Here is a 7,575-nt window from a genome sequence, read left to right as displayed (position 1 = left end):
CCGCCTCCCAAGGCAAAAAGAAGCAGGCGTTTCTCGAAGCTGAGTAGTTTTTTCTTTTTGCGACGGGAAGTGGGTGCTACGACGTGCCCGAAGATGTCGAGCTCAGAGGCCATATTTCTGAATACGACGATAGAGCGCGCTTCGGCTCAGTCCCAGCGCTTCGGCGGCGTGGCTGATGTTGCCAGAATAGCGTCCCAACGTCTTGCGAATGAGCAGCGATTCTACTTCCTCAAGGCTCATTTCCTCGATCGAACTCGTGCTCTCGCGCCTGTCGCTGAGTCCTAAATCGCTTGGACGGATCGAATCGCTCTGGGCGAGCAACACTGCCCGCTCAATCGAATGGTCCAGCTCGCGGACATTGCCCGGCCAGAAGTGCTCCAGCATTTTTTGCATCGCGGCGGGATCGAAGCGGTTGACTTGCTTGCGATAACGCTGGGAATACGCCTTCAGGAAATGCTGCGCCAAAAGGGGAATATCTTCGCGGCGCTCGCGCAAGGGCGGCAGATGAATCTCGATCGTGTTCAGGCGGAAGAGCAGATCGGGACGAAAGGTTCCCTTGGAGCTTTCGGTCTTGAGATCGGCGTTGGTCGCAGAGAGCACGCGGACGTCGACGTTCTTCGTCTTCGAAGAACCGACACGCTCCATCTCGCCCGTTTCCAAAACGCGCAACAACTTTGCCTGCTGTTTCAGCGGAACGTTCGCAATTTCGTCGAGGAAGATCGTGCCTTTGTCGGCGAGTTCGAAGCGTCCAATGCGGTCGGTGCGAGCGTCGGTGAATGCGCCTTTTACGTGTCCGAAGAGTTCGCTCTCGAAGGTCCCCTCCGGCAGTCCGCCGGTGTTCACCGTCACCATCGGCCTTGATGCACGCGGAGATAACAGGTGCAGCGTGCGCGCGACCACTTCCTTGCCCGTGCCATGTTCGCCAGTGATGAGTACGTTCGCATCGCTGGGTCCGATGCGAGCGATGAGCTCCAAAACGGGTTGCATGACTTTGGACTCAGCGATAAACGTCGGTCGGCCCTGCGCTTGCAGCAGACGATTCTCGGCTTCGAGATGCTGCGCGCGTTTCAGTGCTCGGCTCAGCTCGATCTGCGTCCGCAGGATGCTGATCAGTCGTTCGTTTTCCCAAGGCTTTTGGATGAAGTCGCGCGCGCCGCGACGCATGGCTTCAACGGCAATATTCACACTGCCCCACGCCGTCATGACAATTACGGGCAGAGTGCTGTCCACATCCTGAATTTTCGAGAGGAGATCTAGACCTTCTTCGCCGGAGGTGGTATCGCGTGTGTAGTTCAGGTCGATGAGCAGGATGTCAAACTCGCCCGATGCCAGCTCTTCCATTACAGCTTCCGGTGAAGCAACGGCATCGATCCGGTATCCCTCACCTTTCAGCAGCAGACGCAAGGCCTCGCGCACGTCCGCCTGATCATCGGCGACGAGGATGCGCGGCGGCATAGATGTGGTGCTTATTTCGGTTGTTTCGCCCTGCTCGAGACTGCTGATTGGCAAAAGTCCTCCAAAACAATTTCGTGATTTCGCGATTGTGTGATTTCGTGATTGAGAATCGCAAAATCACGAAATCACCAAATCACGAAATCCCGACAACCTGTAAGTAAGGCATGATCACTGATTGACTGGCGCTATTCCTGACATCTTCGGCAGCGCGTGAACTATGCCTGTTTCGGCGTCGTCGATGCTGATTCCGTTGTTTACCAGCGTAGCACCGATGGAGTGGTCTAACTCCACCCTTGCCTTCGCATAGGCGGTTGTGGCCGTCACCAGATTCGATTCTGCGACGGCTAGATCACGGCCTACCTGAAGCACCTGCAAGCTTGTCGAAGCCCCAAGCGCAAGCTTTTTCTGCTCGATCTCCAAAGTCCGCTGCGCGACATCCACCGCCTTTCTCGCTGCCACTACGCGAGCGCGATACTGTGTGACCGCGAACTGCGCATTGCGGACTTCGATCCCGACCTGATTCTGGAGTTGCTGAAGATGGAGCTCAGCCTGTCCGTATTCCAATTCGGAACGTACCTGATCGGCTTGCGCGGCACGGTTACGCAGCGGAATGGTCAAGTTGAAACCGACAGAATAATCTGGAGAGCTGCCGTTGAAGGTCCGCGTGAAGACGTCGCCAAATCCCGTTACGGGAATCAGCGCGCCGCCGGAAGTAAGCGGGTTCGGCACGCCCGCCAATCCCGATCCACCGTAAAATGCGACGAAATCCAAATCCGGCAGCAGGGCATTCTTCGCGGCTTTGCGCGAGATTTGACGATTCGTCATGTCGATTCTCGCCTCGGCCAGTTCTGGACGGTGGGAGAGCGCTTCGGCAATCAGATCCTGCGTCGGAACTACAGGTTCCGTTTCGGGAACGCTGATCGTGTCCGTTGGAACCACAGCCGCCGAAGCGATTTCCGGGTCGCTTAAGTTGCGCGTGATTGCGTTCTTCATCAGCAATTCCTGCAGCTGCAGGTTCGTTTGCGCAATGATGAGGTCCTGGTTGCTGGAATCAACGACCGACTCATCCCTCGTGACCTCGATTGGCGCAATAGCTTGCAATTCGACTTGCTTCTTATCATCTTCCAGCGTCTTCTGCGCGAGAGCTAAAGAGCGCTCCTTTACCTTGACATCTTCGACGGCGTTAACGAGATCCCAGTAGATGTTCTCGATCTGTGTGACCGTCGCGATGACCTGGTTGCGAAAGGCGATATCGGTCACCTCGCGATTGTTCTTCGCGATGTGAAGGAAACGCAGGTTGGGGCCAAGCCCGAATCCGGAGAGCAGGCGCTGCGTAAGCGTGAAACGAAATCCAGAATTCAGCAGCGGCATCAAATCGGTGAAACGAGCATTCGTGGTTTCCCGCGTGTTCTGCATCCCAAAATTAATCGCTGTGCCGGTTGGGAAGGCCTCCTGAAAGCCGGCATTAGCGTTCACCGTATTGAGCTGTTGCGCAGGAACACCCGTCGTGACCTGGTTCGCAATCGGGAAGATCGCGTGTTCGATGTTGAACTGCGTGCTTATCTGGGGATCGTAGGACCTCACCGGAGCACCAGTGCCGATTGTGGACTGCACCAGACCACCGGCGCCGCTTCCTGCGCCTCCGGCTCCTGCTGTCGACCCGCCTGCACCTGCGCCTGGCGCGCCGCTGCCAAAGCCACCGATGCCGCCGCCGGGAGTGCCCTGTACTACACCCGTATTTACTCCGAGCGCCTGTGCGCCCGCCTTGGTACGAAGAACATCGGTGTCCGCGATGTCAAGGTTGTAGCGGGCAATCGCGAGATCGAGATTGTTCTCGAGCGCGAGGGCAATGGCGTCGTTTAACGACAGCATCAGCTTGCCTTCTTTGGTGAGCTGGGTGATTCGCGGAGAGTTGTCGAGCTTGGGACTGCGGAGCGTACGGCCCTCATAGGGCGCGAGCATATTAGGAAACGACTTGCGCGATTTGGAGAAGTCGATCTTGCTGTGCTCAACCTCCGGAGCTGGCTGCTGAGTCGGAGTGCTGGCGGCAGCTGGCTGCGGCGTTGCCGGAGCAGATTGTTCCGAGGCCGCAGGAGCTGCAGACGGATTCTCAGCGGGCTTCGTTTCCTGAGCGATTCCAAACGTGGAAAGCGTCGCGATGCAGAACAGCGCTATTGCTCTGAGCTGCGGGTAAAAACACTTATGCATCGGCTTCAAGGCTCCTTTTTTGTCCTTGGTCAAAATCTCTTTTTCGTGACGGTTATGTCACCAGGGCGCCGGCCTCGACCGGACGCGCCGTGTCACCGACGATCCAGCCATCGAGCAGCTTGATGGTGCGATGGCCATAAGCTGCGTTGGCTTCTGAGTGCGTGACCTGAATGATCGTCGTTCCGGCTTCGTTGAGCTGCCGGAAGAGCTCCATGATTTCTTTCGCCTGATCGGAGTGAAGATTGCCCGTGGGTTCGTCGGCGAGTATCAATTTGGGCTTGTTGATCACTGCTCGCGCCACGCCGACTAACTGCTGCTGCCCGCCGGAGAGCTGATTCGGATACAGATCCTTTTTCCCGACGATGTTGAAGCGGTCGAGCGTGTCAGCGACCAGGCTTGCGCGCTCCGATTTCTTAATGTCCTTGTATGAAAGCGGCAGGTCGAGATTCTCGGCGACAGTCAGGTTATCGAGCAGGTGATAGCTCTGGAAAACGAAGCCAATGTTCTTCTTGTTTAGTTCGGAGCGCTGCTTGCGGTTCATCTTGTGAACCGCCTCGCCTGCGAAGTAGTATTCGCCCGTCCACTGATCATCGAGCATGCCGAGGATGCTCATAATCGTAGTCTTGCCTGCCCCCGAGGGACCCATAACCGTGACGAACTCACCCTGACCCACCTCAAGGTTAATGCGCCGCAGCAACCAGATTGTTCCTGCCGGCGATTTGATGGTTTTTTCGATTCCGCGTAACTGAATCATTGAGTAGCCTTGACCGACCTTACGGTTCATAGCCTAAGTGGCACGTAATTGACCTAACGATAATGCCTGTAAATGTCTCTGCGTGAGAGATTTACAACTCCATTCGCTAACTCTGGGGTGCAGAGCTTGTTCGTCAGCGCGAAGAACTGTCCGAAAACGAACAGTTGCGGTGCTGGCCGTCGAAGGGCTTTACATCGGAGCTTCGTCCCAGCAAGATTGACGGAACGCAACACTAACAAAAGGGGAGCATTCATGTCGGCAGCCGCTGTTGAACAACCACAACATACTTTGTCGGCCCACGGACCAGCGCCCGCGCAGATCGTGATCGGAGCTGGACTTGGATTCATTATCTCGAGCTGTATGCAAACATTCACCAAACTCGGAGTTGCCGATCGGATCGCCAAGGGCACGATAAAGGTTGCCGATCTGGCTGCTCAAACCAAGTTTCCCGAAGATCCGCTCTATCGCATCCTGCGCGTGCTGGAAATGGCTGGCATTGTGCGGGAAGCCGCTGGACGGGCATTCGCACTGACCGCTGCAGGCTCACTGCTGCGAACCGACGCGCAGGGTTCGATGCGGGACATCATTCAGTACATGACCGATCCCTTGCACTACAAAGTGTATGGCAGCTTCACCGAGAGCCTGCACCGCGGAAAGACGCCGTTCGAAGATGTGCTCGGCGAGCCAGTGTTTAAGTGGTTTTTCCGGCCCGAGAACCGTGAAGAAGCTGAGATCTTCCACAAGGGTATGGTCAGCTTCAGCGGTGCGTGCATTCCCGCATTCCTCGAATCCTACGACTTCACGCAATTTCAGAGAATTATCGATCTTGGTGGCGGACTCGGCGGCATTGTGCGAGCGATTCTGAAGGCCTGTCCTAAATTGAAAGGCACCATTGCCGATCTGCCGGAAGTCGCGGAACAAGCCAATCAGGCAATCGCTGCTGACGGCTTGAGTTCAAGATGCAATGCTGTGGCTTGTGACTTCTTCAAAGCCGTTCCTGCAGAAGCGGATGCTTATTTCATGAAACACATCCTGCACGATTGGAACGATCACGACGCCACGCGCATCCTCAAGAACATTCGTGCAGTAATTCCTTCACATGGCAAGCTCATCCTGGGCGAAGCGGTTGTGCCGAGCGACGGCACTCCGCACCCTGCCAAGCTGATCGACATCGAAATGATGGCTTTTCTGCAGGGCAAGGAGCGCACCGAGCCGGAGTGGCGCGCTTTGCTAAGTGGCGCAGGACTCAAACTGAGTCGCGTGATCCACACCAAATCGCCGCTGGATTTGATTGAAGCCGTGCCCGCGTAAGCACTGAGAACGCGCCAGGACCACAAAACACAAAAAGAGCCGAGAAATCGGCTCTTTTTTAGTTTAGTTGGAACGAACTACTGCTTTGCCTCTTCACTGGACGGAGATTTCGTCTGGGCAATAGTCCAGCTCTGCTCCCCGACTTTGAAGCGGGCGAAGCGGCGAACCGAGATATTCTCGCCGAGTTTGCCGATCTTGGTCGCAATCAGTTGAGAGACCGAGATCGTTTGCTCTTTGATGAATGGCTGATCGAGCAGGCAAACTTCTTCGTAGAACTTCGCCATTTTGCCTTCCACGATCTTCTCTACGACATTCGCAGGCTTGCCCGTAGCTGCAGCCTGCGAGCGATAGATTTCCTTCTCGCGCTCATAGTCTTCGGTGGTGACATCTTCGCGGCGGATGTACTTCGGATCCGTCGCAGCGATATGCATGGAGATGTCGTGCAGCAGCTCTTTAAAATCGTCGGTACGCGCGACGAAGTCGCTCTCGCAGTTCAGCTCAAGCAACACACCAATCTTGCCGCCCGCATGGATATAGCTTGCAACAGAACCTTCGTTCGTTGTACGCGAGGCCTTTTTGCCCGCAGTAGCTACGCCCTTTTTGCGAAGAACGATTACCGCCTGCTCGATGTCGCCATTGGATTCAACCAGGGCGTTCTTGCAGTCGCCAAATGGAGCGCCAGTCTTGTCGCGCAGCTCCTTTACGAGTTTCGCGTCGATGTTCACAGTAGTAGTGCTCATAAAATCGGCTTCTAGCTGCTAGCTACTGGCCGCTAGCTGGCTCTTGGTGCTGCTAGCTACTCGTGCTAGCGTTGATGTTTCGGAGAGACACGGAACGCGTCTCGGGATGTGCTCGGAAACGGCGCGCGACGTGCGATACGAGGAATTAAAGCTAGCTGCTAGTAGCTAGCGGCTAGCAGCTTTTTTCACTCGTACGCTGCTTCAGCTTCCGCTTCGCTCGATGCCGCCGCTACTGCCGGAGACTTGCGGATGTTTCCACCGAGCACCTCTTCGAGGTTGATGTCCTCTGAGCTGGCCTCGCCATCGGCTGCGTATTCGCCGCCTTCTGTCGCGGGCTGCTCTTCCGTGCTCGTAGCAATCGCTCCTGCGAGTTCCGCGTCGCCCTTATCGGTTGCTGCCTGTGCGCCTTCCACGATCGAATCCGCAATCTTGGAAGCGAACAGGCGAATCGCGCGCAGCGCATCGTCGTTACCCGGGATCACGTAATCGACTTCGGTCGGATCGCAGTTAGTGTCGACCACGGCGACTACCGGAATGCCAAGCTTGCGGGCTTCCTTCACCGCAATCTGTTCTTTGTTCGAGTCGATCACGAACAGTGCGTCGGGCAAACGCTTCAGTGCCTTGATTCCTGCCAGGTTGGCCTGCAGGTGCTTGCGCTCGCGCTCGAGCTTGATGACTTCCTTTTTCGGGAGCAGCTCGTAACGGCCGTCGGTGGCCATGTCGTCGAGTTCCTGCAGCCGCTTCACTGACTTCTGCACTGTCACCCAGTTGGTGAGCAGTCCGCCGAGCCAGCGCTGGTTCACATAGAACATTCCACAGCGGCCGGCCTCTTCGGCGATGGCATCCTGCGCCTGACGCTTCGTGCCGACAAAGAGAATGGTTTTGCCTGCGGCGGCGGTGTCCTGGACGTATTTGCTCGCGTCTTTGAACATCTTGAGCGTCTTCTGCAGGTCGATGATGTAAATGCCGTTGCGCTCGCCAAAGATGAATTCTTTCATCTTGGGATTCCAGCGCTTGGTCTGGTGCCCGAAGTGAACGCCCGCTTCGAGCAGTTCCTTCATTGTGATATTCGCCAATTGACCTCCTTCTATGGATTGCATTCCCAGG

Annotated in this window: 6 protein-coding genes; 1 reads left to right on the top strand and 5 read right to left on the bottom strand. The window is 56.1% G+C overall.

Features of this window, described 5'->3' with window-relative positions; genetic code table 11:
• Positions 1-102 precede the first annotated feature (102 nt).
• The 3 genes from VFU50_09025 to VFU50_09015 all read right to left on the bottom strand — a co-directional run bounded on the left by VFU50_09025 (position 103) and on the right by VFU50_09015 (position 4,447).
• On the bottom strand, positions 103-1,455 hold the full coding sequence (locus VFU50_09025) for a sigma-54 dependent transcriptional regulator (GenBank protein HEU5232989.1): 1,353 nt from the start codon (positions 1,453-1,455) through the stop codon (positions 103-105).
• Positions 1,456-1,623: 168 nt separating this feature from the next.
• Positions 1,624-3,663: a TolC family protein gene (locus VFU50_09020; protein ID HEU5232988.1), complete on the bottom strand. Its 2,040-nt coding sequence runs from the start codon at positions 3,661-3,663 to the stop codon at positions 1,624-1,626.
• 52 nt (positions 3,664-3,715) lie between these two features.
• Complete coding sequence (locus VFU50_09015; protein HEU5232987.1) at positions 3,716-4,447, bottom strand: ABC transporter ATP-binding protein; 732 nt, start codon at positions 4,445-4,447, stop codon at positions 3,716-3,718.
• Between the two features lie 222 nt (positions 4,448-4,669).
• Here VFU50_09015 and VFU50_09010 point away from each other — a divergent pair, with 222 nt between their 5' ends.
• On the top strand, positions 4,670-5,728 hold the full coding sequence (locus VFU50_09010; protein HEU5232986.1) for a methyltransferase: 1,059 nt from the start codon (positions 4,670-4,672) through the stop codon (positions 5,726-5,728).
• Positions 5,729-5,805: 77 nt separating this feature from the next.
• Here VFU50_09010 and tsf read toward each other — a convergent pair whose 3' ends face one another.
• Both tsf and rpsB read right to left on the bottom strand, forming a co-directional pair.
• Positions 5,806-6,468 carry a translation elongation factor Ts gene (gene tsf, locus VFU50_09005; protein HEU5232985.1) on the bottom strand — a complete coding sequence of 221 codons (663 nt, stop codon included), beginning with the start codon at positions 6,466-6,468 and terminating at the stop codon, positions 5,806-5,808.
• A gap of 185 nt (positions 6,469-6,653) precedes the next feature.
• On the bottom strand, positions 6,654-7,544 hold the full coding sequence (gene rpsB / locus VFU50_09000; protein ID HEU5232984.1) for a 30S ribosomal protein S2: 891 nt from the start codon (positions 7,542-7,544) through the stop codon (positions 6,654-6,656).
• Positions 7,545-7,575: the final 31 nt, after the last annotated feature.

The sequence above is a fragment of the Terriglobales bacterium genome, from assembly GCA_035764005.1.
GTDB lineage: Bacteria > Acidobacteriota > Terriglobia > Terriglobales > Acidobacteriaceae > Gp1-AA112.
The sequence above is the reverse complement of the archived record's forward strand: the minus strand, read 5'-3'. Positions and strand labels throughout refer to the sequence as shown.

What these genes read in the sequence shown, in the direction of transcription:
- VFU50_09025 (HEU5232989.1), bottom strand. Translation starts at nt 1,455, where the DNA reads ATGCCGCCGCGCATCCTCGTCGCCGATGATCAGGCGGACGTGCGCGAG.
- VFU50_09020 (HEU5232988.1), bottom strand. Translation starts at nt 3,663, where the DNA reads ATGCATAAGTGTTTTTACCCGCAGCTCAGAGCAATAGCGCTGTTCTGC.
- VFU50_09015 (HEU5232987.1), bottom strand. Translation starts at nt 4,447, where the DNA reads ATGAACCGTAAGGTCGGTCAAGGCTACTCAATGATTCAGTTACGCGGA.
- VFU50_09010 (HEU5232986.1), top strand. Translation starts at nt 4,670, where the DNA reads ATGTCGGCAGCCGCTGTTGAACAACCACAACATACTTTGTCGGCCCAC.
- tsf (HEU5232985.1), bottom strand. Translation starts at nt 6,468, where the DNA reads ATGAGCACTACTACTGTGAACATCGACGCGAAACTCGTAAAGGAGCTG.